Origin of the sequence: Hyphobacterium vulgare, from assembly GCF_042643335.1 — a bacterium.
Lineage (GTDB): Bacteria > Pseudomonadota > Alphaproteobacteria > Caulobacterales > Maricaulaceae > Hyphobacterium > Hyphobacterium vulgare.
Genome location: NZ_JBHRSV010000019.1, coordinates 133,981 through 156,388 on the forward strand (window position 1 = coordinate 133,981; position 22,408 = coordinate 156,388).

The following is a 22,408-nucleotide window of genomic DNA, read 5'->3' on the forward strand; positions in this document are numbered from 1 at the left end:
CAGGCTTGGGTCCCGGATCAGGTCCGGGACGCTTGGCACCTTGCGGTGCCGAGCGACTAGAAGTCCATGCCGCCCATTCCGCCCATGCCGCCCATGTCGGGCGCGCCGCCGGAGTCCTTCTTAGGCTTCTCGGCGATCGCGGCTTCCGTCGTGATCAGCAGGCCGGCGATGGACGCCGCATCCTGAAGCGCGTGACGGACGACCTTGGCCGGGTCGATGACGCCAAACTCGAGCATGTCGCCATACTCTTCGGTCTGGGCGTTGTAGCCGAAGGTCGGGCTCTTGTTCTCGAGCACCTTGCCGACCACGATCGAGCCTTCCACGCCGGCATTTTCGGCGATCTGGCGGATCGGAGCCTGCAGGGCGCGCATGATGATGCCGATGCCCTGGGTCTGGTCCTCGTTGTCGCCCTTCAGGCCTTCAAGACCCTTGATGGCTTTCAGGAGCGCGACACCGCCGCCCGCGACAATGCCTTCTTCAACCGCGGCGCGGGTGGCATTGAGCGCGTCATCGACGCGGTCCTTCTTTTCCTTCACTTCGGTTTCGGTGGCACCGCCGACCTTGATCACCGCAACACCGCCGGCGAGCTTCGCCAGGCGCTCCTGCAGCTTCTCACGGTCATAGTCCGAGGAGGTGTCCTCGATCTGCTTGCGGATCTGGCCGACACGCGCCTCGATGGCGGACTTTTCGCCCGCACCGTCGACGATCGTGGTGTCGTCCTTCGTAAGCGTGACCTTCTTGGCGGTGCCGAGCATGTCCAGCGTGACGTTTTCCAGCTTGATGCCGAGGTCTTCGGAGATGACCTGGCCGCCGGTCAGGATGGCGATGTCTTCCAGCATGGCCTTACGGCGATCGCCGAAGCCCGGAGCCTTCACCGCCGCAACCTTCAGGCCGCCGCGCAGCTTGTTGACCACGAGGGTGGCGAGCGCTTCGCCTTCCACGTCTTCCGCGATGATGAGCAGCGGACGCGAGGACTGAACCACGGATTCGAGCACCGGCAGCATCGCCTGCAGCGAGGACAGCTTCTTCTCGAACAGCAGGATGTAGGGATCTTCGAGATCGGCCTGCATCTTTTCGGCGTTGGTCACGAAGTAGGGCGAGAGATAGCCGCGGTCGAACTGCATGCCTTCGACGACGTCGAGCTCGGTCTCGAGGGATTTGGCTTCCTCGACCGTGATCACGCCTTCATTGCCGACCTTTTCCATCGCCTTGGCGATCATGTCGCCGATCGCGGTCTCGCCGTTGGCGGAAATGGTGCCGACCTGGGCAATCTCGCCCGAACCCTTGATCGGGGTCGAGGAGGCCTTGATCGATTCCACAACCTTGATGACGGCCTTGTCGATGCCGCGCTTCAGGTCCATCGGGTTCATGCCGGCCGCGACGGACTTCATGCCTTCGCGGACGATGGCCTGAGCCAGGACGGTGGCGGTGGTGGTGCCGTCGCCGGCCTCGTCATTGGTGCGCGAAGCAACTTCGCGGATCAGCTGGGCACCCATGTTCTCGAACCGGTCGGTCAGTTCGATTTCCTTGGCGACCGAGACGCCGTCCTTGGTGGTGCGCGGTGCGCCAAAGGACTTTTCGATCACGACATTGCGGCCCTTGGGACCGAGCGTGACCTTCACGGCATTGGCGAGGATGTCGACGCCGCGCAGCATGCGCTCGCGGGCGTCGGCGGAGAATTTCACGTCTTTCGCAGCCATGGCTGTAGATTCCGTTCTTTCGCTATGTGTTCAGATCGTTCGGGAGGCGCTGAGGGACTATTTCTCGAGGATTCCGAGAATGTCCGACTCCTTCATGATGAGGAGGTCTTCGCCATCGACTCGGACTTCGGTGCCCGACCACTTGCCGAACAGGATGCGGTCGCCGGCCTTCACGTCCAGCGGACGGACCGAGCCGTCTTCCTTGATCGCGCCATTGCCGACGGCGATGACTTCGCCTTCCTGCGGCTTTTCCTTGGCGGTGTCCGGAATGATGATTCCGCCCTTGGTCTTGGCTTCTTCTTCCACGCGCTTCACGAGCACGCGGTCCTGCAGCGGACGAAAGTTCATGTGAGTTCACCCTGTAAATTCGTTGATCGCATCAGCCGGAGGTCGCGTTAGCACTCGACCGGCACGGCTGCTAACGGCGCGGAGATAGGCATGTGCCGCAGGGGCGTCAAGGGGCTGCGGCGCGCTGTCAGGAACAATTCACGGAGATGGGCGTTGAGCGGATGACGCACGCAGCGCTATGCTGTGCGCGGTCGAGGGTGGCTGAACGGAGAAATTTCCCGATGAAGATGCGTATTTTCGCAGTGATTGCCGCGGCACTGACGCTGGCAGCCTGCACGACAACTGATCCCTATACTGGCGAGACGCGCCCGAACTACACCGGCCGCGGTGTGCTGATCGGTGCCGCCGCCGGCGCCGCGCTCGGCTATCTCACCAATACGAGCAATTCCGAAGAGGGCCGTACCAACGCGCTGATCGGCGCGGGCGTCGGTGCGCTCGCCGGCGGCGCGGTCGGCAATTACATGGACCGCCAGGAACGCCAGATGCGCGAAGCGCTGCGCGATTCGGGTGTCGGTGTCCGCCGCGAAGGCAATGACCTGCGCCTGATCATGCCAGGCGACATCACCTTCGATACCAATTCGACCGAGATCAAACCGCAATTCTACGCGGTGCTGAACGACGTGACGGGCGTGCTGCAGCAGTATCCGGCGACGTATGTCGATGTGGTCGGCCATGCCGATTCGACCGGCGATGCGGGCTACAATCAGCGCCTGTCGGAGCAGCGGGCCCAGTCGGTGGCCGGTTATCTGATCGCCCAGGGCGTGATGCGCGACCGCTTCTATGTCGGCGGCCTTGGCGAAACCTCGCCGATCGCGTCGAACGAGACACCGCAGGGCCGGGCGCAGAACCGCCGTGTGGAAATCGTCATCCGTCCGCACACGACCTCGTAAGACGTCTGGCGGACTGAATGCGAATGACGGGGCGTGCCCATTGGCGCGCCCCGTTGCCTTTTCCAGGGCACGGTGAATTCGTTAACGATCTGAAAACGCCCCGCGGGGAGAGTGGCAGGCGGGTTAACCTTTGGTGATTCGTCAGCCACGCCTCCGGGGGGCATCTTGATCCGGGCCACGGACATACTCATCGTCCTGACCTACGCGATGATCGCGATCGTCGCGGCGCTGGCGTTCGAGCGTTTCGGCCTGATGTCGACCAGCTTCGCCTGGCTGATGGGGGCGTTCGTCTTCCTGATCGCCGGGCAGGCGCACTCCGCCGCCGCGCGTTCGATCGAGCGCAAGGCGTTTGATGACCAGATCCACGAGCTCAAGGCGTCGAACCTCTCCCTGCTCGAAGAGGTCGAGGCCGCCAATGCGCGCATCGACACGATCACCGAGACGATCCGCGCCGAAGCCAGCGAACGTGAAGCGACGCTGACCGGCGAAGTGCGCATGCTGGAAGACCTGGTCAAGCGTATGGGCAATGGACGCACCATCGCGCCGGCGGCCAATGCCGCGCCGCAGCCGCGCCAGTCCAGCGTCGATATCGAGACCGTGCGCGATGCGCTCGCCAACAACCGGATCGATCTTTACCTGCAGCCGGTCGTCTCGCTGCCGCAGCGCAAGATCTATTTCTACGAAAGCTATTCGCGCCTGCGCGACGCGGCCGGCCAGGTGATCGCCCCGGCCAGCTTCATCCACGCTGCCGAAGAAGCAGGGATCGTGGCCGAGGTCGATAATCTCCTCCTGTTCCGCTGCGTTCAGATCGTGAAGCGGCTGACCAAGTCGGACCGGCGGATCGGCATCTTCTGCAATCTTTCGCTCCGTTCGCTGGCGGACGAGAACTTCTTCCCCGCCTTCCTCGATTTCATGCGCCGGCACAGCGAGCTCAGCGGCTCGCTGATCTTCGAGATTCCGCAGGGCGTGTTCGAGTCGCGTTCGACCGCCGCCGCACGCAACATGGCGCGGCTCGCCGATTACGGCTTCCGCTTCTCGATCGACCAGATCCGCGACCTCGATGTCGATATCGCCGAAATGCAGCGCGCGGGCATCCGCTTCGCCAAGATCGAGGGCACCCGCCTGATCGACACGATCCGCAATGGCGGTGCGATCGGCGGTATCGAGGCCGGCTCGATCGAGCCGCGCGACATTGCCGGCCTGTTCGCCCGGCACGGCATCGACCTGATCGCCGAAAAGGTCGAGGACGAGGCGACGATCGTGGAAATCCTCGACATCGATATCGCCTACGCGCAGGGCCATCTGTTCGGGGAGCCGCGGCCGGTCCGCGAGGATGTGCTCGACGCGGCGTCCGAACCGGTGCGCATGGCCAGCTGACACCTTGTCAGCCCCGGTCCGACCCGCCACAAGGCGCGGCATGGAATATGCGCCGCACCTGTCCGAAATCGCCGACCGCTATGACGCCATCCTTTGCGATGTCTGGGGCGTGATCCGCGACGGCCGGGCCTTGCTGCCCGAAGCCATCGAGGCGCTGCGGCGGTATCGCGCGGACCACGGACCGGTCGTGCTGATCTCGAACTCGCCCCAGCCCGCGCCTCGGGTGGCGGCGCAGCTCCGGTCGATGGGCGCTCCGGACGATGCCTGGGACGATATCGTGACCTCCGGTGACACGACGCTCGCGGCGATCCGCGAGCTCGGACCCGGTCCGGTCTTTCATATCGGTCCGCCGGGCTATGACGATGCGCTGTTCGAACATGCCGAACTCGACTTCGCGCCGCTCGAGGACGCGGCCTATGTGGTCTGCACGGGGCTGAAATTCGATCGCCGCGACGAACACCCCGACGACTACCGCGAGATGCTGGCGGCGATGAAGGCGCGCGGCCTGCCCATGGTCTGCGCCAACCCCGACATCGTGGTGCAATGGGGCGACGACCTTCTCTGGTGCGCTGGCGCGCTGGCGCGGCTCTACCGGGAGATGGGCGGCGACACGGTGATATCCGGCAAGCCGCACCGGCCGATCTATGAACTGGCCTTCGAGACACTCGCCGAGGCTGGCCATCATCTCGACCGGTCGCGTGTCCTTGCCATCGGCGACGGACCCGAGACCGATCTGATCGGCGCGGAGCGCAACGGACTGGATGGTTTCTTCGTTGCGGGCGGCATTCTCGGCGGGGATATCGATCTTGACACGTTCGACCTCGACGCGGTTCGCCCGGCGATCGAGGAATACGGCACGTCCTGCCGCTGGGCCGCCGCACAACTCAAATGGTAGTCCGGCGCGCCGATCGGGCTGGACAAGCCCGCCGCAACTCCGCTTAAACCGTCACCAGATTTCTGGAGAGACGCCCCGACATGAGCGTGAAAGACCCCATCCCGCTGGAAGACCTGCATATCGGCCGGTCCGCCGAAGTCACCCGCCTTGTCGACGATGCGGCGGTCAGGGCCTTTGCCGAGGTGTCGGGCGACTTCAACCCGCTTCATCTCGACGAGGAATATGCCCGGCGCACGCCGTTTCGCGGCCGGATTGCGCATGGTGCGCTGATCGCCTCCTACATTTCTGGCGTGCTGGGCAATGAATTGCCCGGACCGGGAGCGATCTTCGTCAGCATGGACATCCGCTTCCAGCGTCCGGTGCGGATCGACGACACGATCACTGCAAAGGCGACGGTGCTCGAAGTCGATCTGAAATCGCGCATGGTGACCATGGATTGCGTGTGCACGGTGGAAGGCGAGATCGCGATGACCGCCACAGCCACCGTGATGGTGCGCACGCGGCGCAAGAAGTCGGCGGAGTAGCGCGTCGTATGGATCTGGTTCGCGGCTTTTCCGGTCTCGACGCCGCCCGGAAGGGCGGGGCGTTCGCGCTCGGAAATTTCGACGGCGTCCATCGCGGACACCAGGCGCTGATTGCCCAGATGAAGGCGTTCGCCGCCGAGCACCGCATGAGCGCGAATGTCATCGTGTTCGAACCGCATCCGCGCGATTTTTTCCGGCCCGACGGCCCGCCCTTCCACCTGATGAGCCAGGCGCGCCGGGCGAAGACGCTGGCCGCGCTCGGGATCGACCGGCTGCACGTCCTGCCCTTCAATGACGAGATGAAGGCCCGCGACCCGGGCGCTTTCGCCCGTGAGGTATTGCATGACGGGCTCAGGGCCGATGCGGTCTTCACCGGCGCGGATTTCCACTTCGGCACCAATCGGGCGGGCGACACGGCCACGCTGAAACAGCTGGGCGAAAGCTATGGGTTTTCGGCGCATGCCGCCGAGTTGCTGGCGGGTGGTTCCGACATCATCTCGTCCTCGCGTATTCGCGAAGCCCTGTCGGACGGCCGGGTGGACGAGGCCGAAACGCTTCTCGGGCGGCCTTGGGTGATCGACGGCGTGATCGAGGAGGGCGACCGGCGCGGACGCACGATCGGTTTCCCGACGGCGAACATTCCGCTGGCGCGCTACCAGCGCCCGAAATTCGGCGTCTATGCCGTCACGCTGCAGCTGGGTGGTTCCGGCGAATGGCTGAAGGGCGTCGCGAATGTCGGCATTCGTCCCACGGTCGCCGGCCAGGAAGAACGGCTGGAGGTTCACCTGTTCGACTTCGCCCGCGACATCTATGGCGAACCGGCGGCAGTCGCCTTCCATGCCTTCCTGCGGCCGGAACAGAGATTCCACGGCCTCGACGCGCTGAAGGATCAGATCGCGAAGGATGCCGAGGCGGCAAGCGGCATCCTGGCCGCCAGCGTCACTGGACCGTCTGCATAGCCTCTGTTACAGCCTCACGCATGGTCCTCGCGCTTCTCATACATCCGGTCATCGGGCGAATTACCGGCCCGGTCCTCGCGCGCTGAATCGCGCCGGGGAGCCGGGAGACATGCGCAACCCGTTTTTCCAGACCACGATACAGACAAGGACCTGAACGCGATGACGGATTCCCCGAACGGAACCGGCCGCGACTATCGCGAGACGCTATTCCTGCCGCAAACCGATTTCCCGATGCGCGCCGGCCTGCCGCAGCGCGAGCCCGAATGGCTGAAGCGCTGGGCGGAGATGGACATCTATGGCCGCCTGCGCGCGAAGTCCGAAGGCCGGCCGCGCTTCAACCTGCATGACGGCCCGCCCTACGCGAACAATCACATCCATATCGGCACGGGGATGAACAAGATCCTCAAGGACTTCATCGTCCGTTCGCGCCAGATGCTCGGCCACGATTCGCCCTACCGTCCGGGCTGGGATTGCCACGGCCTGCCGATCGAGTGGCAGGTGGAGAAGGAATACCGGGCCAGGGGCAAGTCGAAGGACGAGGTGCCGCTGAGCGAATTCCGTGCCGAATGCCGGGCCTATGCCCAGAAATGGCTCGACGTGCAGCGCGAGGAATTCCAGCGCCTCGGCGGGATCGGCGAATGGGCCGAGCCTTACACGACGATGGACTATCGCTCGGAAGCCGTGATCGCGTCGGAATTCCTGAAATTCGTCAGGAACGGGCTTGTCTATCGCGGCTCGTCGCCGGTGATGTGGTCGCCGGTGGAGCGCACCGCGCTGGCCGAAGCCGAGGTCGAATACCAGGACAAGGTGTCGTCCACGATCACGGTCCGCTTTCCGTTGCGCGGTGTGAAGAAGGACGGGTCGGGCATCCCGCACGCACTGGCCCATGCCCATGTCCTGATCTGGACGACGACGCCGTGGACGATCCCGGGCAACAGGGCGATCTGCTTTTCCTCGCGTGTCGCCTATGGGGCGTACAAGGTCATCGCCGCCGACGCGGAGAAATTCACGCCGTGGGCGCGGCCGGGCGACCTCCTGATCTGCGCCGATGCGCTGTGGGAAAAGGTCGCCGGCGAGGCCGCAATCACCAAGTGGGAACGCGTCAGCGACGTGAACCCGGAAGGCTTCGTCTGCTCGCACCCCTTCGCCAGGCTGGACAAGTACTGGGATTATCCGGTGCCGCTGCTGGACGGCGATCACGTCACCGACGAGGACGGCACCGGCTTTGTCCACACCGCACCGGGACACGGCGCGGAGGACTATGTCGCCTGGATGGGCGCGAAGGAGTGGCACGACAAGGGTGAACCGATCCCGCACACGGTGGGCGAGGGCGGCGAATTCCTGCCGCACATCCCGATGTTCGCGGGGCTCGAAATCATCCGCACCTCCGGCAAGAAGACCGGGGAGGACGGCCCCGCCAATGGCGCGGTGATCGAGAAGCTGGTCGAGGCGGGCCTGCTGCTGGCGCGCGGACGTCTGGCGCACTCCTATCCGCACTCCTGGCGGTCGAAGGCGCCGGTCATCTTCCGCAACACGCCGCAATGGTTCGTGGCGATGGACACGCCCTTCCTTGACGGCAAGACGCTGCGTGACCTGGCGCTTCAGGCGATCGACGATACCGAATGGACGCCGTCGACCGCGAAGAACCGGATCCGGTCGATGGTCGAGGGGCGCCCTGACTGGCTTGTGTCCCGCCAGCGCGCCTGGGGCGTGCCGCTGACCATCTTCGTCAACAAGTCGACGGGCGAGATCCTCGACGACGAGGCGGTGCATGCCCGCGTGATCGACGCCATCGCGGCGGACGGCGCGGACGCCTGGTTCGACCGCCCGGCGGAGGATTTCCTCGGGTCCGAACATAATGCCGGCGATTGGGAAAAAGTCACCGACATCCTCGATGTCTGGTTCGATTCCGGGTGCACGCACGTCTTCACGCTGGAAGGCGCGGATAGCCAGAAATGGCCGGCCAGCGTCTATTTCGAAGGCTCCGACCAGCACCGCGGCTGGTTCCAGTCCTCGCTGCTGGAATCCTGCGGCACGCGCGGCCGCGCGCCCTATGATGCGGTCGTCACGCACGGCTTCGTCATGGACGGCGAAGGCCGCAAGATGTCGAAGTCGATGGGCAATGTCGTCGCGCCGAACGAGGTCGCCGACAAGTTCGGGGCGGAAATCCTGCGCCTGTGGGCCTCGTCCCAGGAATACACCGCCGACCTGCGCATCAGCGACGCGATCATCAACACCTCGGTCGATGCCTACCGGAAGATCCGCAACACGATCCGCTACCTGCTCGGTGCGCTCGACGGGTTCGGCGAGGAAGAGCGTCTGCCGGAGGCCGAGATGCCGGCACTGGAACGCTTCATCCTGCACCGTCTGGCCGAGCTCGACCGCACGGTGCGGCAGGGCTACGAGACCTACGACTTCAAGCGGGTCTATGCGGCGTTGTTCAATTTCTGCATCGTCGATCTGTCGGCCTTCTATCTCGATATCCGCAAGGACAGTCTTTACTGCGATCGTCCGGACTCGAACCGCCGCCGCGCCTGCCGCACGGTGATGGACGCGGTGTTCGACCGGCTGGTGACCTGGCTCGCGCCGATCATGCCTTTCACCATGGAAGAGGCCTGGGTCAGCCGCCATCCGGGCAAGGACAGCTCGGTCCATCTGCAGGACTTTCCCGCAACGCCCGCCGGCTGGCTCGATGCCGATCGCGCCGCGCGCTGGCAGACGATCCGCCGTCTGCGCCGCGTGGTGACGGGGGCGCTCGAGGTCGAGCGCCGCGAAAAGCGCATCGGCTCGTCGCTCGAGGCGGCTCCTGTCATCCATGTCTCGACCGGTGACTACCGGGCGGCGCTGGAAGCGGAAGCACCGGGCGGGGTCGACGATTTCCTCGCGGAGATCGCGATCACCAGTTCGGCGCATCTGGTCGAGGGCACGCTCCCGGTTTCGGCCTGGCGTCTCGAGGACGTGACCGACGCTGCGGTCGAGGTGAAACCGGCCGAAGGGCGGAAATGCGCACGCTCGTGGAAAATCTCTCCCGACGTGGGCCGCGATTCGCGCTATCCTGAATTGAGCCCGCGCGACGCCGATGCCGTGGCGTGGTGGGATTCCCGCAAGGAGCGTGTCTGATCCATGTTTCGCCGCCGCTCATCCTCGACGCTGGCCATCATCGGCTTTGCCTTCGCGTTTCTGATCATCGCGCTCGATCAGGCGTCGAAATACTGGATCCTCTACATCCTCGATCTCGACGCGGGCGGGGCGGGCAGTTCGATCGAGGTGCTGCCCTTCTTCAACCTGACCATGGTGTGGAATCGCGGCATCAGCTTCGGTCTGTTCCAGGCCCAGGCGCTTTGGCAGAGCCTGATCCTCATCGCCTTCTCGCTCGCCGTGTCCGGGCTCCTTTGCGCCTGGATGATGCGCGCGGAGCGGCGGCTGCAGGTGTTTGCCTATGGCGCGATCATCGGCGGCGCGATCGGCAATGCGATCGACCGGGCCATCTATGGAGCAGTGGCGGACTTTCTCGACTTCTCCGACCTCGGATTCAGCTGGGTTTTCAACGTGGCCGACATGGCGATCAATATCGGTGTCGGCCTGCTTCTGCTGGACCTCGTGCTGAACAGCGAAAAATCGAAATGAGCCAGAGGCTGGCAAGGACGGGCCGGCTTCGTTAAAACTCCTGTCCGAACGACAACACCGGAGCGTAACACCATGCGTCAACGCGCCCTCTTCATAAGCCTCGCCATCGCCGCCGTGGCGGTGACCGGCTGTTCCAATGTGCGCCAGGCGCTCGGTGCGGAAAAAGTCACACCGGACGAGTTCCGGGTCGTGACCATCGCGCCGCTGACCGTGCCGCCGGAATACAATCTGCGTCCGCCGCGGCCGGGCGAGCCCCGCCCTGAAGACGTCTATCCGGATCAGGCGGCGCGCGCCGCTCTGTTCGGCCAGCAGGCCGACTTCGCGGGAAGCGACGGCGAAGCGCTTCTCGTGGCCCGCGCCGGTGCCAGCGAAGCCGACCCCTTCATCCGCGAGATCGTGGACGGGGAGACGGCCGGTCTCGTGCGCAAGACGCGCAGCTTCACCGACCAGATCCTGTTCTGGCAGGGTCCGGGCACGACCTATCGCGATGCCGAAACCCCGATCGACGCCGACGAAGAGGCCGCGCGCCTCGCCGAAGAACAGGCCCGGATCGAAGCCGTGACGGGTGGCCAGCCGGTCGAGATCGAACGCGACCGCAGCCGGATCGGCAAGCTGCCGGGTCTCTGATCCACAGACTGTTCGCGATCAAGGCGGCGCGGCTTCGGCCCGCCGCCTTTTTCATTTCTCGCCAGACCGCGTGCGCGGCTTGACCGACTCGCCCTGCGGCGAAAGGCTGGACCCATGAGCGTGATCCGCCGCCTGTCCCCGGGAACCGTCAATCGCATCGCCGCGGGCGAGGTGATCGAGCGACCGGCTGCGGCGGTGAAGGAGCTGGTGGAAAACGCGCTCGACGCCGGAGCGCGGCGGGTCATCGTCACGGCCGAGGGTGGCGGGCTGAACCGGCTCGTCGTCGATGATGACGGACGCGGCATGGATGCGGAAACGCTGGCGCTGGCGGTCGAGCGACATGCGACGTCAAAGCTCCCCGTCGATGCCGCCGGCGAGGACGATCTCCTCCACATCACCACGATGGGGTTCCGCGGCGAGGCGCTGCCCTCGATCGGCTCGATCTCGCGCCTGACGATCACCTCGCAGGCCGAGGGCGAAGGCGATGCCTGGACGATCGCGGTCGAAGGCGGCGAGACGTCGCAGGTTCGCCCCGCCCCGCCGCTGGGGCGGCCCGGCACGCGGATCGAGGCGCGGGACCTGTTCTATGCGACGCCGGCGCGGCTGAAATTCATGAAGACCGAGCGCGCCGAGGACAACGCCATCGCCGACATGATGAAGCGCATCGCGCTGTCGCGTCCGGATGTGGCCTTCCAGCTGATGCTCGACGGGCGCTCGCGGCTGAATCTCGCGGCCGAAGCGGGCGAGGAGGCGCTGGCGCGCAAGGCCCGCATGGCAGCGATCCTCGGCCGCGATTTCGGGGACAATGCGCTTGAGATCGATCAGGAGCGCGAGGGGGTGCGGGTGTCGGGCTTTGCCTCGCTGCCGACCTTCAATCGCGGCTCGGTGATGCACCAGTATCTTTTCGTCAATGGCCGGCCGGTGCGCGACAAGTTGCTCAATGGCGCGGTGCGCGGGGCGTATCAGGATTTCCTCGCTCGCGACCGGCATCCGGTGGTGGCGCTGTTCGTCGACCTCGAAGGCGGGCAGGTGGATGTGAACGTCCACCCGGCCAAGGCGGAGGTGCGCTTCCGCGATGCGGGCCTGGTGCGCGGTCTGATCGTCGGGGCGCTGCGCCATGCGCTCGCCGGGGCGGGGCACCGGGCCTCGACGACGGTGTCCGGTTTCGCGCTGGGCGCGGCGCGGCCGCAGGGCAGTCAGCCCATGCCGCCGAACTACCGCCCGATGCAGAGCTGGGGCGCACTGCCGCGGTCGCAATTCGCCGAGGCCGCGTCCTCGCTGCTCGGCGGGCATTCCGCCCGGGTCGAGCCGGACTGGCAGCCGGGGCCGGAGGCCGAATTTGCCGCGCCGGAGCCCGACCGTCCGCTCGGCGTGGCGCGAGCGCAGCTGCACGAAACCTATGTCGTGGCGCAGACCGGCGACGGCATCGTGATCGTCGACCAGCACGCCGCCCACGAACGCCTCGTCTACGAAAAGATGAAGGCGGCGATGGCGGACCGCGGCGTGCCGAAGCAGTCGCTGCTGGTGCCGGAAATCGTGGAACTGGACGAGGCCGATCTGAAGCGCGTGCTCGAACGCGCCGGCGAGCTGGCCGAACTCGGCCTGGCCGTCGAGCCCTTCGGCCCCGGCGCGCTGGCGGTGCGGGAGGTGCCGGCGCTGCTCGGCAAGCTCGACGTCCAGGGCCTCATTCGCGACCTCGCCGACGAGCTCGCGGAATATGACGCGGCGCTGTCGCTGAAGGAAAAGCTGGAAGAGGTCGTCGGCACGATGGCCTGCCACGGCTCGGTGCGCTCCGGCCGCCGCCTCACCGGCGAGGAGATGAATGCCCTGTTGCGCGAGATGGAGGCGACGCCCCACTCCGGCCAGTGCAATCACGGCCGCCCGACCTATGTCGAGCTGAAGCTGAAAGACATCGAACGCCTGTTCGGGAGGCGGTAGTCCGCCGTCATTCCGGCGTACGCCGGAATCCAGTCCCAACAGCACCGGGGTTCCCGCGAACGCGGGAATCCGAAACTAGGTGCTTGCTTCGGGTCCCCATTTTCATGGGGACCCCAGTGTCCTCTGGATCCCGACTTCCGTCGGGAAGACGCTGAAGCGACGTCACCCCGCCTTCAAAAACAACACCTTCGCCTTGCCCCATTTGCGTTCGTCGAGGACGGTCCAGCCGCTCGTGTCGGGGGTCTCGTCCTCGCCGACTTCGAGCACGACGAGGGCTTCGGGTTGCAGCCAGCCCCCCTCCTTCAGCGTCCGCAGCGTCTTCGGGCCGAGATCGTGGCCATAGGGCGGGTCCATGAAGGCGATGTCGAATGGCGGGCCGACACCGGCCGGCTTCGTCCCGAGCGCGGTGGCGTCGCGGCGGTGGATGCGGGTGATGCCGAACAGCTGGAAGGCCTCGGCATTGTCGCGGATCGCGCCGCGCGCGGCGGCGGCGGTCTCGACAAAGAGGCAGAAGCTGGCGCCGCGGCTGATCGCCTCGAAGCCGAGCGCGCCCGACCCGGCATAGATGTCCATCACCCGCGCGCCTTCGAGCGGCGGGGTCCAGTCGGCATGTTCCAGCACGTTGAACAGGGCCTGACGCGCCTTGTCCGAGGTCGGGCGCGTGCCCGATCCTTTCGGCGCGGCGAGCGGGCGTCCGCCAAAACGTCCGGCGACAATTCTCATCGGCTGCGGGTACCGCGCGGACCGGACGGTCGCTCACCGGAGCGGGCCGGCGGCTTGCCGCGCGGCGCGCCCTGTGGCTTGCCGGCCCCGGGCCGTTGCCCGGCGTCCTGTGGCTTGCCGGAGCCTTGAGGCTTGCCCGAATCCTTCGGCTTGGCCGGGCCCGTCCGGGCCGGACGTCCGCCGGTCTTGCGCGAGTCGCCCATCGGGGGCTTCTTGCGCGCCGGGGCTTTTGCCCGGGCCTGGCCGCTGGCCGGGTCGTCGCCGGTCTGGTCCTTCAGCTTGGGCAGAAGGTGGCCGCACTGGTCGACCAGCACCCGGTTGTTGACCGAGGCGACCTCGCCCTTGTCGAGACTGCCGAGCTGGAAGGGGCCATAGGCGGTGCGGATCAGGCGGTTCACGGTCAGGCCGACCGCGTTCAGCGCCTTGCGGACCTCGCGGTTCTTGCCTTCCTTCAGCGACACCAGAAGCCAGACATTGCCGCCCTGCTTGCGCTCGACCTCGACCTCGATCGGACCGTAATGGACGCCTTCGGCGGTGATGCCCTTGCGGAGTTTGGCGATGCCGTCATCGGTCAGATCGCCGAACGCCCGGCAGCGATAGCGCCGCGTCCAGCCGGTCGCCGGCAATTCCAGCGCGCGGGCCAGTTCGCCGTCATTGGTCAGCAGGAGCAGGCCTTCCGAGGTCAGGTCGAGGCGTCCGACCGAAATCACCCGGCCCATCTCCTTGGGCAGTTTCTCGAAAACGGTTTCGCGGCCCTGCGGGTCCTTGTGCGTGGTCACCAGGCCGTCGGGCTTGTGATAGCGCCACAGCCTTGTGCGCTCGGCCTCGCCGACCGGCTGGCCGTCGACCGTGATCCGGTCCCGGTCCGTCACCTTGACGGCGGGCGTTGTCAGGGGCTTGCCATTGAGCGTGATGCGCCCGGCCTCGATCATCGCCTCGACCTCGCGGCGGCTGGCGACGCCGGCGCGTGCCAGCACCTTGGCGATGCGTTCTCCGTCTTCCGGCATATCGTTCAAGACTTGACCCTTTCGCGGGCGCGCCGTACCGCCCGGACATGGACGAGGCGCGCGACAACCGGTTTATGCGGGCAGCCCTGCACGAGGCGCAAGCCGCCGCCGCTGCAGGCGAGGCGCCGATCGGGGCTGTCATCGTCGATCCGGCGACGGATAGCATCATTGCCGCGGCAGGCAATGCGCCGATTTCCACCCATGATCCGAGCGGTCATGCCGAGATCCGCGCGATGCGCCTGGTAGCGGAAAAACTGGGCAATTACCGCCTGACGGGGTTGGAGCTGTTCGTCACGCTCGAGCCGTGCGCGATGTGCGCCGGGGCGATCAGCCATGCCCGCATCGGGCGCCTCGTCTTCGGCGCGACCGACCCGAAGGGCGGGGCGGTAATCCACGGCCCGAAATTCTTCGACCAGCCGACCTGTCACTGGCGGCCGGCGGTCGAACACGGCGTCATGTGGGAGGAAAGCTCGGCGATGCTGAAGGATTTCTTCAGGCAGCGTCGCGGGAAAACGCGCTGAGCCGCGCTTCGAGCCCCGCTTTCACCCCGGGCCATTCCTCGGGCAGGACCGAGAAATAGACCGTGTCGCGGCGTTCGCCGCGCCAGGTGTTGAGATGGCTGCGCCAGGTGCCTTCCCGCACGAAGCCGGCCTTGGTCATCGCGCCCTGGGAGCGCAGATTCTTCCCGCCGGTCTTCAGTTCGACGCGCTGCGCCCCGCTGTCGAAGGCATTGCCGACCAGCAAGAGCTTGCAGGCCGGATTGACCGCCGTGCGGCGGGCCTCGGCGGCGTAGAAGGTCCAGCCGATCTCGACGCGTTGATGCGCCGGCGCGATGAGCAGATAGGCGGAATGCCCGACCACCTTCCCGTCGCTCTTGCGGTGGACGACATGGCTGATCTGGTCGCGGTCCTGCGCCGCCAGCATCATGTCGAACCAGGTGTCGAAATGCGGCCCGAAGCCCGGCAGCGTCATCAGCGTCCAGATGTCCTCGTCGTCGGCGACCGGGCGCAGCGGTTCGCGGTGGCGTTCCTCCATCGGCTCGAGGCGGACGAATTCGTTTTCAAGAACCCTCGGACGCAAATCCATGCCGGTCATCCCGTGGTGAGGAGGAGCACGCCCCTTACCACGTAGATCGCGCCGATCACCGTCACGATCCATTTCGTTGCATTGCGGAACTGGATGTCGCTCATCCGCTTCAGGACCTGCCCCCCGAGCGTGGTGCCGAGCATGGCCAGCGGGATGGCGGCGAGCAGCCAGTATGGTTCCGCCAACGCACCGGCGGCCAAGGCCGGGACGATGTAGTAGGCAATCTTGAAGCCGTGCGCGATCACCTGGGTTGCGGCCTTGGTCGCCACCACGGTGCGCCGGTCCATGTCGGTGGTGACGTAGAAGACGTCGAGCAGCGGGCCGGACACGCCCGCCACGATCCCCAGCCCCGTCACGCCGATGCCGGATGCCACGGCGTGCGAGGTCTTCCGGGCGTCGAGGGCGAAGCGTTTCAGCGGCAGCCAGAGCAGGGCGGGCACGAGCCCCAGCACGATGAAGAGCCAGGCTTCCGGCAGGCGAATCATGAAGGCGAAGAGAAGGGCAGCCGCGGCCGCCGACCCGACCAGGTAAAGCCCGAGGTTGCGCCAGTCGATCCAGCGGTGCCACAAAATCGCACGCCATCCATTCGAGACCGACTGGATGGCCCCGTGCACCACCATCGCGGCTGAGACCGGAAGCAGAAAGGCCAGCACGCCCATCAGAATCAGCCCGCCGGCCATACCGAAAATTCCGGAAATGAAGGAGGTGACGAGGGCTGCGACAATAATGATCGGCCACGTCATGCGAATCCCCTCCCTTTTTCGTCAGGAGGTTTATAGTCGCGTCCAAACGCTGGCCATACGGCCGCCACGAAACTGAAGGGGACGACACATGGAATTTGCCTATTCGCCGCGCTGTCAGGACTATCTCGACAAGGTTCGCGCCTTCATGGACGCGCATGTCTACCCGAATGAAGCGACCTATGCCGCACAGCTGGCCGCGAACGGGCTGGAGCGCTGGCAGCCGCTGCCGATCATCGAGGAACTGAAGGAAAAGGCGAAGGCGGCGGGCCTGTGGAATCTCTTCCTGCCGGAATCGGAAGACGGGGCCGGGCTGTCGAATCTCGACTACGCCCCGCTGTCGGAAGAGATGGGCCGAGTGCTGTGGTCGTCGGAAGTGTTCAACTGTTCCGCGCCGGACACCGGCAATATGGAAGTGCTTGCGCGCTATGGCACGGCCGAGCAGAAGGAGAGGTGGATGAAGCCGCTTCTCGCCGGCGAAATCCGCTCCGCCTTCCTGATGACCGAACCGGACGTGGCGTCGTCCGATGCGACGAACATCTCCTGCTCGATCACCCGCGATGGCGACGAATACGTGATCAATGGCCGCAAATGGTGGTCGTCCGGCGCCGGTGATCCGCGCTGCAAGATCTATATCCTGATGGGAAAGAATGATCCGGACGCGGTACGTCACCAGCAGCAGTCGATGATCCTGGTCCCGGCCGGAACACCGGGCATCACGGTCGTGCGGCCGCTCAACGTGTTCGGTTATGACGACGCGCCGCACGGCCACATGGAAGTGCGGCTCGACAATGTCCGCGTGCCCGCATCGAACATGCTGCTGGGTGAAGGGCGCGGGTTCGAGATCGCCCAGGGCCGCCTCGGACCGGGCCGCATCCACCACTGCATGCGCACAATCGGTGCCGCTGAACGGGCACTCGAACTCATGGTGCGCCGCGCGATGAGCCGGGTCGCCTTCGGCAAGCGGATCGCCGACCAGTCGGTGTGGCACCACCGCATCGCCCGCGCCCGGATCGACATCGAATCCTGCCGCCTGCTGACGCTGAAGGCGGCGTGGATGATGGACACGGTCGGCAACAAGGTGGCGCAGAAGGAAATCGCGATGATCAAGGTCGCGGCGCCGGCCATGGCGCTGAAGGTGATCGACGACGCGATCCAGGTGTTCGGCGGCGCGGGCGTGTCCCAGGACACCCCGCTGGCCAGCGCCTGGGCGGGCATCCGCACGCTGCGCCTGGCCGACGGCCCGGACGAGGTACATGAGCGCGCCATCGCCCGAATGGAAATGAAACGCCTGTCGAACGAGGGCTAGGCCCGATTTTCCGGGGGGGAGCAGATGGATATCTTCACGATACTGGCGGTGATCGCCGCCGTCTTCGGCGCGGGGCTCGGGGCGTATGCTCTGGTCCGGCCCGAATTCGGGTCGAACCTGACACGGCTGAAGGCCGACCCGCTTCGGCCCGGCGGCTATGCCGAGTTCCGCGCCACGCTGGGCGGGATGATGCTGCTCCTTCACCTCGCCTATATCGGGGCCGCCGTCACCGGGTTCGGGGCGATCGGCGCGGCGGCGGTGCTGGCGGCCGGCTGGGGCGGTGCGGCGCTCGGCCGCGTCGTCTCGCTTCTTCTCGATGGCGACAAGGGCGTGCGGGTTCAGCACACCTATGTCTCGGTCGCGATCGAAATCGTGATGACGGCGATCTTCGCGGCACCGGTGGCGGCCTTCGTCCTGGCTGGACGGCCCACGCCCTGAACCGGGATTTGACGCAGGCGGTCCGGGACCGCCAAGGTGCGCCGGTTGTCACGGAGTTGCGTCCATGCCCCTAGCCAGTCTGATCGCTGCCGCCGTTTTGCAGGGCATACCCCTGAGCGAGGACCCCGAAGTCCTGCACGGCTACATGGCGCATGCCTGCCGCGTGCAGCAGGCCAGCAATCAGGGCGGCATGCCCGAGGACTACGCCGGGTTCTGCGACTGTCTCAGCGCCGACTTGGCCGAGAACTCCAGCGAGGCCCTCTATCGTTCAATGGCGCTCGGAAGCCAGGGCGCGCTGCAGGACAATGCGATGGTCGACGACTGGGAAGCGGCGCGCGAGGAGAGCGAACGCGTCTTCGGCGGACTGGAGCCGGAAGAACAATTGTCGGCCGCGAACGTGATCCAGAACGGGTTGATGGCCTGCATCGCCCTGGCACCGGCGCAGAGTGAGTAGCGTGGCAGGCGACACGCTTCAGGTCGATCTGGTCGTCGACTTTGTCTGCCCGTGGTGCTGGCTGGGTCATCGCAACTGGCAGAAGGCACGCGAGATGATGCCGGAGGTCGCGACCGAGACGATCTTCCGTCCGCACGAACTCGATCCGTCCATCCCTCCGCAGGGTCTGCCCTACAAGGCGTATATGGAGGCGAAATTCTCCGGCACGAACCGGGAGCGCTGGCAGCAGATGCGCGAACATCTCGAAACCGCCGCGCCGGCCGCCGGGATCGAGTTCCGCTTTTCCGAAATCGAACACCGGCCCTCGACGGTCAATGCGCACCGGCTGATGCGCTGGGCGCGCGGTCAGGACAATGATGCGGCCGAGACGATCGCCGACAAGCTGTTCTCGGCCCATTTCAAGGAATTGAAGGATATCGGCGACCCGGAGGTTCTGATCGGGATCGGCGTGGAAGCGGGACTCGACCGGGCAATCCTGACCGACCTGTTTTCCACCGACCGCGATGCCGCGGCGGTGCGCGACGAGGCGATGTTCTTCGCCCGGCTCGGGGTGAACGGCGTGCCGACCTATATCTTCAACGGCAAGTTCGCCGTCCCCGGCGCGGTTGCGCCGGAAACACTGGTCGAGGCGGCGCAGGAAGCCCTCGCCGACGGGGATTAAATATTTTCAGCAGACGACCGGATTTCGTCCTAGTCTTCCCCGAAATCTTTTCCGGGGAGGAAGAAAATGAAGTCTTTCGTTTCGATTTTCGGGGCCGCGGCGATTGCGCTCGTGCTGGCCGGTTGTGGCGGTTCGGACGAGCCGGCCGATGATGCGCCGGAAGCGGTCAACGGCCAGATGGATCATCAAGACGGCAATGATGCCAGTTATGATGACGAAGATGCCGGCAATGATGCCGTAACGTCAGGCGGTGATGAGCCGATGAATTCGGCCGGGACGGACCCGGAATTCATCGATGGCTGTCTCATGTCCTCGAACATGTCGCGCGAAATGTGTGTCTGTCTGGCGGCTTCGGCACGCGAGCAGCTGAGCGAAAGTGCGCATGATTTCCTCGTCGCCACGCTCAACCAGCGCGCCGATGAAGCCACGGAAATCCGCGCCCGCATGTCAATCGAGGACGTGACCAGCTCGGCCATGTTCATGACGAACGGGACGCGCGACTGCGCCGAACGCGGCTTCAACCAGTAGGAATCGAGCATGACCGCGATCGAAGCGGCCGCACTTTATGCGGCGATCAACATCCTGATTCTGCTGGTTCTTGGCCTCGGCACCGGGCTTGCGCGTGGCCGCCACAAGGTGAATTTCGGCAGTGGCGGCGTCCCCGACATGGAGCTCAGGATCCGGGCGCATGCCAATGCGGCGGAGTGGATACCGGCCGCCCTCGTCGGCCTGGTTATCCTCGCCCTGATCGGGGCGCCAGCCTTCCTGATCCACGTACTGGGCGTCGCCTTGTCCCTCGCCCGCGTGGCCCACGCCTTGACAATGGGGCTCGGCAAGCAGTCGGGTCCGGGGCGGACGATCGGCGCGCTTCTGACGGCGCTGGTCTATCTCGTGATGACCGGAGCCCTGTTCTGGTATGCGGTGATGTAGACACCGCGTTGCCTGAATCCCGGGCGGGGGCTAGGCATGCGGCATGAGCCAGCACACTGACGCCCCCGATCCCGCACGCCTGCAATCCATCGCCGACGAGCTCGTCGCGCTCGCCCGAATGGGCGGGGCTGACGCCGCCGAGGCTGCGGTGATCGAATCCCGCTCGACCGAAGTCTCCCTGCGTGACGGGGAGCTGGAGGACATCGAGCGCTCCGAATCGCAGGACGCCGGTTTGCGCGTGCTGATCGGCAAACGCCAGGCGGGTGTGTCGTTTTCCGACCTCTCGCCAGACGGACTGAAAACCGTTGTGGAGCGGGCGATCGCGATGGCGCGCATCGCGCCTGAGGACAGATGGGCCGGGCTCGCCGAACCGGGACAGCTGTGCGAACACGCGCCCGGCATCGCCATGTTCGAGGACGGTGAGTGGAGCCCCGAACATCTCGAAGCCCTTGCCGCGGAAGCGGAAAAGGCCGGCCGCGCTGTCGACGGCGTCACCATGACGGAATCCTCGACGGCCAGCCGGGGAACGGCCACCGGCGCGGTGGCCGCATCGAACGGGTTCGCCGGCAGCTGGCGGAAATCCACCATGGGCTATGGCGCGGTGATGATCGCTGCGCGCGACGGCGCGATGGAGCGCGACTATGCCTTCACCCAGGCGCGCCGCGAAGCCGATCTGCGCTCCGCCGAGGAAATCGGCCGGGAGGCCGGGGAACGCACGGTCGCCCGTCTCGGCCCGAAAACCCTGCCGTCCGGCAAGCGGCCGGTCGTGTTCGACCGGCGCGTGTCGAGCGTCTTCCTGTCCTCGCTGTGCGGTGCGATCAGCGGTCCGGCGGTGGCGCGCGGCGTGTCCTTCCTGCGCGACAAGCGCGGTCAGAAAGTCTTCGCCGACGGCATCCGCATTCTCGACGTGCCGACCCGCGACTGGGGGCTCGGCTCCCGTCCGTGGGACGGGGAAGGCCTGCCGGCGCGGGACTGGGCGGTGATCGAGGACGGCGTTCTGACCGACTGGTTCCTCAACCTCCCCGCAGCGCGGCAGCTTGGGCTCGAGCCCAATGGCTGCGCGTCGCGCAATCTCGGCGGGCCTCCGGGAGCGGGGCCGAGCAATCTGCATCTTGAACCGGGAGGATCATCACCCGAGGACCTGATCGGCGGGATCACGGACGGGCTTCTGGTAACTGACATGTTCGGACCGTCGCTCAATTCCAACACCGGCGACTGGTCGGTGGGTGTTTCGGGTTTCCGGATCGCGAGCGGGTCGGTCGATCATCCGGTCAGCGAGATCACGGTCGCGGGCAATCTGATCGATATCTTCGCCCGGCTGATCCCGGCCAACGATCTTCTGTTCCGTCATGCGGTGAATACGCCAAGCGTGCTGGTCGATGACCTCTCCGTTGGCGGATCCTGATCGCGCCCTGATCCGCGAGGCGGCCCGCGCGGCGGGCGAGGTTCTTGCGGACTTTTTCCGGAGCGGCGCCGAGGCGTGGGAGAAGAGCCGCGGCAATCCCGTTACCGAAGCCGATCTGGCGGCGGAGAAGACCCTCGAATCGCTTCTGAAATCCGCGCGTCCGGACTATGGCTGGCTGTCGGAAGAAAGCGTCGATGACGGCTCCCGCCTGACCGCACAGCGCAGTTTCGTGATCGACCCGATGGACGGCACGCGCGCCTTCATCAAGGGCAAGCCGCATTTCACAGTGTCGATCGGCGTGGTCGAGAACGGGCGGCCTGTGGCCGGCGCGATCTTCAACCCGATCACCAGCGAGATGTTCGACGCCGCCAAGGGGGAGGGGGCGACGCTGAACGGTGACGCGATCCACACAAGCGAACATGCGACGCTGGCTGGCGCGCGGTTGCTGGGCGATCCGCATCTGTCGCGAGGCCTGCTCGAACAGGGCGCCACGATCGAATCGCGCAATTCGATTGCCTACCGGATCGCGCTGGTCGCTGCCGGACAGTTCGATGCGTCGGTCTCGCCGCGACCGAAATCGGACTGGGATCTGGCGGCGGCGGACATCATCATGTCGGAGGCGGGCGGGCTTCTGACAGACCACGCCGGACAGGTCTATCGCTACAATACGGACAGTGTGCTGTGCCGACCGCCACTGGCGGCTGGTCCGAGGCTTCACGCATTGCTAAGAGACCGGCTTCAAAACACGGCCTAGAGATCTACCCAACGGA

Annotated in this window: 24 protein-coding genes; 18 read left to right on the top strand and 6 right to left on the bottom strand. The window is 65.9% G+C overall.

Annotation, left to right across the window (positions count from 1 at the left end):
* Positions 1-56: 56 nt before the first annotated feature.
* Entirely contained in the window at positions 57-1,700 is a 1,644-nt protein-coding gene (gene groL / locus ACFOOR_RS10175; protein ID WP_343164262.1) for a chaperonin GroEL, read from the bottom strand.
* Positions 1,701-1,757: 57 nt separating this feature from the next.
* Positions 1,758-2,048 (bottom strand): co-chaperone GroES, encoded by a 291-nt coding sequence (gene groES, locus ACFOOR_RS10180; RefSeq protein ID WP_343164263.1) that lies wholly within the window; start codon positions 2,046-2,048, stop codon positions 1,758-1,760.
* 221 nt (positions 2,049-2,269) lie between these two features.
* On the opposite strand from groES, the gene ACFOOR_RS10185 reads away from it, so the two are divergent.
* From ACFOOR_RS10185 to mutL, 9 genes are all read left to right on the top strand, one after another.
* Positions 2,270-2,938 (top strand): OmpA family protein, encoded by a 669-nt coding sequence (locus tag ACFOOR_RS10185; protein WP_343164264.1) that lies wholly within the window; start codon positions 2,270-2,272, stop codon positions 2,936-2,938.
* A gap of 165 nt (positions 2,939-3,103) precedes the next feature.
* On the top strand, positions 3,104-4,315 hold the full coding sequence (locus tag ACFOOR_RS10190) for an EAL domain-containing protein (RefSeq protein WP_343164265.1): 1,212 nt from the start codon (positions 3,104-3,106) through the stop codon (positions 4,313-4,315).
* A gap of 40 nt (positions 4,316-4,355) precedes the next feature.
* Entirely contained in the window at positions 4,356-5,210 is an 855-nt protein-coding gene (locus ACFOOR_RS10195) for a TIGR01459 family HAD-type hydrolase (protein WP_343164266.1), read from the top strand.
* An 80-nt stretch (positions 5,211-5,290) separates the two neighbouring features.
* The gene (locus tag ACFOOR_RS10200; RefSeq protein ID WP_343164267.1) at positions 5,291-5,734 is read left to right on the top strand and encodes a MaoC family dehydratase; all 444 of its coding nucleotides are present in this window, start codon (positions 5,291-5,293) and stop codon (positions 5,732-5,734) included.
* A gap of 8 nt (positions 5,735-5,742) precedes the next feature.
* The gene (locus ACFOOR_RS10205; protein WP_343164268.1) at positions 5,743-6,693 is read left to right on the top strand and encodes a bifunctional riboflavin kinase/FAD synthetase; all 951 of its coding nucleotides are present in this window, start codon (positions 5,743-5,745) and stop codon (positions 6,691-6,693) included.
* A 159-nt stretch (positions 6,694-6,852) separates the two neighbouring features.
* On the top strand, positions 6,853-9,813 hold the full coding sequence (ileS, locus tag ACFOOR_RS10210) for an isoleucine--tRNA ligase (protein WP_343164269.1): 2,961 nt from the start codon (positions 6,853-6,855) through the stop codon (positions 9,811-9,813).
* A 3-nt stretch (positions 9,814-9,816) separates the two neighbouring features.
* Complete coding sequence (lspA, locus tag ACFOOR_RS10215; protein ID WP_343164270.1) at positions 9,817-10,320, top strand: signal peptidase II; 504 nt, start codon at positions 9,817-9,819, stop codon at positions 10,318-10,320.
* Between the two features lie 72 nt (positions 10,321-10,392).
* A complete protein-coding gene (locus ACFOOR_RS10220; RefSeq protein WP_343164271.1) occupies positions 10,393-10,947 on the top strand; it encodes a DUF3035 domain-containing protein in 555 nt (184 codons plus the stop codon).
* Between the two features lie 114 nt (positions 10,948-11,061).
* Positions 11,062-12,885, top strand: a complete 1,824-nt coding sequence (gene mutL / locus ACFOOR_RS10225) for a DNA mismatch repair endonuclease MutL (RefSeq protein ID WP_343164272.1) — start codon at positions 11,062-11,064, stop codon at positions 12,883-12,885.
* 162 nt (positions 12,886-13,047) lie between these two features.
* On the opposite strand, the gene rsmD is transcribed toward mutL, so the two are convergent.
* Both rsmD and ACFOOR_RS10235 read right to left on the bottom strand, forming a co-directional pair.
* Positions 13,048-13,608: a 16S rRNA (guanine(966)-N(2))-methyltransferase RsmD gene (gene rsmD, locus ACFOOR_RS10230; protein ID WP_343164273.1), complete on the bottom strand. Its 561-nt coding sequence runs from the start codon at positions 13,606-13,608 to the stop codon at positions 13,048-13,050.
* On the bottom strand, positions 13,605-14,615 hold the full coding sequence (locus tag ACFOOR_RS10235; RefSeq protein WP_343164383.1) for a pseudouridine synthase: 1,011 nt from the start codon (positions 14,613-14,615) through the stop codon (positions 13,605-13,607). Before ACFOOR_RS10235 ends, rsmD begins: the two co-directional genes overlap by 4 nt.
* A gap of 74 nt (positions 14,616-14,689) precedes the next feature.
* Between ACFOOR_RS10235 and ACFOOR_RS10240 the strand changes: the two genes are divergently transcribed.
* A complete protein-coding gene (locus tag ACFOOR_RS10240) occupies positions 14,690-15,136 on the top strand; it encodes a nucleoside deaminase (protein ID WP_380214513.1) in 447 nt (148 codons plus the stop codon).
* Here the strand turns inward: ACFOOR_RS10240 and ACFOOR_RS10245 are convergent.
* Together ACFOOR_RS10245 and ACFOOR_RS10250 are read right to left on the bottom strand one after the other, a co-directional pair.
* Positions 15,108-15,701: a GNAT family N-acetyltransferase gene (locus ACFOOR_RS10245; protein ID WP_343164275.1), complete on the bottom strand. Its 594-nt coding sequence runs from the start codon at positions 15,699-15,701 to the stop codon at positions 15,108-15,110. The two genes, ACFOOR_RS10240 and ACFOOR_RS10245, sit on opposite strands and share 29 nt — an antisense overlap.
* A 5-nt stretch (positions 15,702-15,706) precedes the next feature.
* On the bottom strand, positions 15,707-16,444 hold the full coding sequence (locus ACFOOR_RS10250; protein ID WP_343164276.1) for a sulfite exporter TauE/SafE family protein: 738 nt from the start codon (positions 16,442-16,444) through the stop codon (positions 15,707-15,709).
* Positions 16,445-16,532: 88 nt separating this feature from the next.
* Between ACFOOR_RS10250 and ACFOOR_RS10255 the strand changes: the two genes are divergently transcribed.
* The 8 genes from ACFOOR_RS10255 to ACFOOR_RS10290 all read left to right on the top strand — a co-directional run bounded on the left by ACFOOR_RS10255 (position 16,533) and on the right by ACFOOR_RS10290 (position 22,392).
* Positions 16,533-17,750 (top strand): acyl-CoA dehydrogenase family protein, encoded by a 1,218-nt coding sequence (locus ACFOOR_RS10255; RefSeq protein WP_343164277.1) that lies wholly within the window; start codon positions 16,533-16,535, stop codon positions 17,748-17,750.
* Positions 17,751-17,774: 24 nt separating this feature from the next.
* On the top strand, positions 17,775-18,188 hold the full coding sequence (locus ACFOOR_RS10260) for a hypothetical protein (protein ID WP_343164278.1): 414 nt from the start codon (positions 17,775-17,777) through the stop codon (positions 18,186-18,188).
* A gap of 64 nt (positions 18,189-18,252) precedes the next feature.
* The gene (locus ACFOOR_RS10265; protein ID WP_343164279.1) at positions 18,253-18,642 is read left to right on the top strand and encodes a hypothetical protein; all 390 of its coding nucleotides are present in this window, start codon (positions 18,253-18,255) and stop codon (positions 18,640-18,642) included.
* A gap of 1 nt (position 18,643) precedes the next feature.
* The gene (locus ACFOOR_RS10270) at positions 18,644-19,303 is read left to right on the top strand and encodes a DsbA family oxidoreductase (RefSeq protein WP_343164280.1); all 660 of its coding nucleotides are present in this window, start codon (positions 18,644-18,646) and stop codon (positions 19,301-19,303) included.
* Positions 19,304-19,369: 66 nt separating this feature from the next.
* Positions 19,370-19,831: a hypothetical protein gene (locus ACFOOR_RS10275; protein ID WP_343164281.1), complete on the top strand. Its 462-nt coding sequence runs from the start codon at positions 19,370-19,372 to the stop codon at positions 19,829-19,831.
* Between the two features lie 9 nt (positions 19,832-19,840).
* Positions 19,841-20,233 (top strand): MAPEG family protein, encoded by a 393-nt coding sequence (locus ACFOOR_RS10280; RefSeq protein ID WP_343164282.1) that lies wholly within the window; start codon positions 19,841-19,843, stop codon positions 20,231-20,233.
* Positions 20,234-20,276: 43 nt separating this feature from the next.
* Positions 20,277-21,638 carry a TldD/PmbA family protein gene (locus tag ACFOOR_RS10285; protein WP_343164283.1) on the top strand — a complete coding sequence of 454 codons (1,362 nt, stop codon included), beginning with the start codon at positions 20,277-20,279 and terminating at the stop codon, positions 21,636-21,638.
* Positions 21,613-22,392: an inositol monophosphatase family protein gene (locus ACFOOR_RS10290; protein WP_343164284.1), complete on the top strand. Its 780-nt coding sequence runs from the start codon at positions 21,613-21,615 to the stop codon at positions 22,390-22,392. Before ACFOOR_RS10285 ends, ACFOOR_RS10290 begins: the two co-directional genes overlap by 26 nt.
* Positions 22,393-22,408 lie beyond the last annotated feature (16 nt).

What these genes read in the sequence shown, in the direction of transcription:
- ACFOOR_RS10275 (WP_343164281.1), top strand. Translation starts at nt 19,370, where the DNA reads ATGAAGTCTTTCGTTTCGATTTTCGGGGCCGCGGCGATTGCGCTCGTG.
- ACFOOR_RS10250 (WP_343164276.1), bottom strand. Translation starts at nt 16,444, where the DNA reads ATGACGTGGCCGATCATTATTGTCGCAGCCCTCGTCACCTCCTTCATT.
- ACFOOR_RS10260 (WP_343164278.1), top strand. Translation starts at nt 17,775, where the DNA reads ATGGATATCTTCACGATACTGGCGGTGATCGCCGCCGTCTTCGGCGCG.
- ACFOOR_RS10285 (WP_343164283.1), top strand. Translation starts at nt 20,277, where the DNA reads ATGAGCCAGCACACTGACGCCCCCGATCCCGCACGCCTGCAATCCATC.
- lspA (WP_343164270.1), top strand. Translation starts at nt 9,817, where the DNA reads ATGTTTCGCCGCCGCTCATCCTCGACGCTGGCCATCATCGGCTTTGCC.
- groL (WP_343164262.1), bottom strand. Translation starts at nt 1,700, where the DNA reads ATGGCTGCGAAAGACGTGAAATTCTCCGCCGACGCCCGCGAGCGCATG.
- ileS (WP_343164269.1), top strand. Translation starts at nt 6,853, where the DNA reads ATGACGGATTCCCCGAACGGAACCGGCCGCGACTATCGCGAGACGCTA.
- ACFOOR_RS10280 (WP_343164282.1), top strand. Translation starts at nt 19,841, where the DNA reads ATGACCGCGATCGAAGCGGCCGCACTTTATGCGGCGATCAACATCCTG.
- ACFOOR_RS10255 (WP_343164277.1), top strand. Translation starts at nt 16,533, where the DNA reads ATGGAATTTGCCTATTCGCCGCGCTGTCAGGACTATCTCGACAAGGTT.
- ACFOOR_RS10195 (WP_343164266.1), top strand. Translation starts at nt 4,356, where the DNA reads ATGGAATATGCGCCGCACCTGTCCGAAATCGCCGACCGCTATGACGCC.
- ACFOOR_RS10200 (WP_343164267.1), top strand. Translation starts at nt 5,291, where the DNA reads ATGAGCGTGAAAGACCCCATCCCGCTGGAAGACCTGCATATCGGCCGG.
- ACFOOR_RS10235 (WP_343164383.1), bottom strand. Translation starts at nt 14,615, where the DNA reads ATGCCGGAAGACGGAGAACGCATCGCCAAGGTGCTGGCACGCGCCGGC.
- mutL (WP_343164272.1), top strand. Translation starts at nt 11,062, where the DNA reads ATGAGCGTGATCCGCCGCCTGTCCCCGGGAACCGTCAATCGCATCGCC.
- ACFOOR_RS10185 (WP_343164264.1), top strand. Translation starts at nt 2,270, where the DNA reads ATGAAGATGCGTATTTTCGCAGTGATTGCCGCGGCACTGACGCTGGCA.
- ACFOOR_RS10290 (WP_343164284.1), top strand. Translation starts at nt 21,613, where the DNA reads ATGACCTCTCCGTTGGCGGATCCTGATCGCGCCCTGATCCGCGAGGCG.
- ACFOOR_RS10240 (WP_380214513.1), top strand. Translation starts at nt 14,690, where the DNA reads ATGCGGGCAGCCCTGCACGAGGCGCAAGCCGCCGCCGCTGCAGGCGAG.
- groES (WP_343164263.1), bottom strand. Translation starts at nt 2,048, where the DNA reads ATGAACTTTCGTCCGCTGCAGGACCGCGTGCTCGTGAAGCGCGTGGAA.
- ACFOOR_RS10220 (WP_343164271.1), top strand. Translation starts at nt 10,393, where the DNA reads ATGCGTCAACGCGCCCTCTTCATAAGCCTCGCCATCGCCGCCGTGGCG.
- ACFOOR_RS10265 (WP_343164279.1), top strand. Translation starts at nt 18,253, where the DNA reads ATGCCCCTAGCCAGTCTGATCGCTGCCGCCGTTTTGCAGGGCATACCC.
- rsmD (WP_343164273.1), bottom strand. Translation starts at nt 13,608, where the DNA reads ATGAGAATTGTCGCCGGACGTTTTGGCGGACGCCCGCTCGCCGCGCCG.
- ACFOOR_RS10205 (WP_343164268.1), top strand. Translation starts at nt 5,743, where the DNA reads ATGGATCTGGTTCGCGGCTTTTCCGGTCTCGACGCCGCCCGGAAGGGC.
- ACFOOR_RS10245 (WP_343164275.1), bottom strand. Translation starts at nt 15,701, where the DNA reads ATGGATTTGCGTCCGAGGGTTCTTGAAAACGAATTCGTCCGCCTCGAG.